General features: G+C 48.5%; 2 tRNA genes and 2 rRNA genes. All 4 read left to right on the top strand.

The annotated features are described in order from the left end of the window. Window positions 1-84 precede the first annotated feature (84 nt). Window positions 85-1,622, top strand: a 16S ribosomal RNA gene (locus tag AC5YD2_RS14610). 61 nt (window positions 1,623-1,683) lie between these two features. Further along, window positions 1,684-1,760: transfer RNA gene (locus AC5YD2_RS14605), tRNA-Ile, on the top strand. 38 nt (window positions 1,761-1,798) lie between these two features. Further along, a tRNA-Ala gene (locus AC5YD2_RS14600) sits at window positions 1,799-1,874 on the top strand. Window positions 1,875-2,265: 391 nt separating this feature from the next. Continuing rightward, window positions 2,266-2,371 (top strand): 23S ribosomal RNA (locus AC5YD2_RS14595); the annotation flags it as partial.

Below are 2,371 nucleotides of genomic sequence, written 5' to 3'. Positions count from 1 at the left end.
GAAATGACTCGAAGTTTATTTGAGAAATATTTGTCAGAAGATTGATGAGCCAAGATTGGTGCCCTATAGGCACTAAGCAATATTAAACTGAAGAGTTTGATCATGGCTCAGATTGAACGCTGGCGGCAGGCTTAACACATGCAAGTCGAGCGGGGAGATGTAGCTTGCTACATCACTTAGCGGCGGACGGGTGAGTAATGCTTAGGAATCTGCCTATTAGTGGGGGACAACGTTTCGAAAGGAACGCTAATACCGCATACGTCCTACGGGAGAAAGCAGGGGACCTTCGGGCCTTGCGCTAATAGATGAGCCTAAGTCGGATTAGCTAGTTGGTGGGGTAAAGGCCTACCAAGGCGACGATCTGTAGCGGGTCTGAGAGGATGATCCGCCACACTGGGACTGAGACACGGCCCAGACTCCTACGGGAGGCAGCAGTGGGGAATATTGGACAATGGGGGGAACCCTGATCCAGCCATGCCGCGTGTGTGAAGAAGGCCTTTTGGTTGTAAAGCACTTTAAGCGAGGAGGAGGCGCCCTGGATTAATACTCTAGGTGCGTGGACGTTACTCGCAGAATAAGCACCGGCTAACTCTGTGCCAGCAGCCGCGGTAATACAGAGGGTGCGAGCGTTAATCGGATTTACTGGGCGTAAAGCGTGCGTAGGTGGCCAATTAAGTCAAATGTGAAATCCCTGAGCTTAACTTAGGAATTGCATTCGATACTGGTTGGCTAGAGTATGGGAGAGGATGGTAGAATTCCAGGTGTAGCGGTGAAATGCGTAGAGATCTGGAGGAATACCGATGGCGAAGGCAGCCATCTGGCCTAATACTGACACTGAGGTACGAAAGCATGGGGAGCAAACAGGATTAGATACCCTGGTAGTCCATGCCGTAAACGATGTCTACTAGCCGTTGGGGTCTTTGAGACTTTAGTGGCGCAGCTAACGCGATAAGTAGACCGCCTGGGGAGTACGGTCGCAAGACTAAAACTCAAATGAATTGACGGGGGCCCGCACAAGCGGTGGAGCATGTGGTTTAATTCGATGCAACGCGAAGAACCTTACCTGGTCTTGACATACAGAGAACTTTCCAGAGATGGATTGGTGCCTTCGGGAACTCTGATACAGGTGCTGCATGGCTGTCGTCAGCTCGTGTCGTGAGATGTTGGGTTAAGTCCCGCAACGAGCGCAACCCTTTTCCTTATTTGCCAGCGGGTTAAGCCGGGAACTTTAAGGATACTGCCAGTGACAAACTGGAGGAAGGCGGGGACGACGTCAAGTCATCATGGCCCTTACGACCAGGGCTACACACGTGCTACAATGGTCGGTACAAAGGGTTGCTACCTAGCGATAGGATGCTAATCTCAAAAAGCCGATCGTAGTCCGGATTGGAGTCTGCAACTCGACTCCATGAAGTCGGAATCGCTAGTAATCGCGGATCAGAATGCCGCGGTGAATACGTTCCCGGGCCTTGTACACACCGCCCGTCACACCATGGGAGTTTGTTGCACCAGAAGTAGGTAGTCTAACCTTAGGGGGGACGCTTACCACGGTGTGGCCGATGACTGGGGTGAAGTCGTAACAAGGTAGCCGTAGGGGAACCTGCGGCTGGATCACCTCCTTAACGAAAGATTGACGATCGGTAAGAATCCACAACAAGTTGTTCTTCATGAAGATGTATCTGAGGGTCTGTAGCTCAGTTGGTTAGAGCACACGCTTGATAAGCGTGGGGTCACAAGTTCAAGTCTTGTCAGACCCACCATGACTTAAGATACATCGAATCTATATAAGTGATAAGCTGGGGACTTAGCTTAGTTGGTAGAGCGCCTGCTTTGCACGCAGGAGGTCAGGAGTTCGACTCTCCTAGTCTCCACCAAATTTCAAGATGATAAAAGCGCAGCTTTTACTTGAAATTTAAGCAAGAAGCTATGCTTCGCGCAGATTACAGAATTTAATAAGTTTAAGCTTATTAACTTCTGTGATTTATCACAGTTACCTGCGATCCGATGAGGACGTAGTTAATCATTAACAGCATATATTTGAGTTGAAATAAATTGTTTAAGGCTCAGAGCTAATTAAACAACCACTCACAGAGCGCAAGCGGAGTGAGAAGTTGAATAAGAAGTGATGAGAAACTAGCGATTAACTGAATCAAGCGTTTTGGTATATGAATTAGATTGAAGCTGTACGGTGATTAAATTCACAGTATTTCAAACTGTATGTTGATTGATCTGCTTGTAAGATCAAACGACTGTTTGGGGTTGTATAGTCAAGTAATTAAGTGCATGTGGTGGATGCCTTGGCAGTCAGAGGCGATGAAAGACGTAATAGCCTGCGATAAGCTCCGGGGAGGCGGCAAATATCCTGTGATCC

The organism is Acinetobacter sp. CY73, from assembly GCF_059515865.1.
The sequence above is the reverse complement of the archived record's forward strand: the minus strand, read 5'-3'. Positions and strand labels throughout refer to the sequence as shown.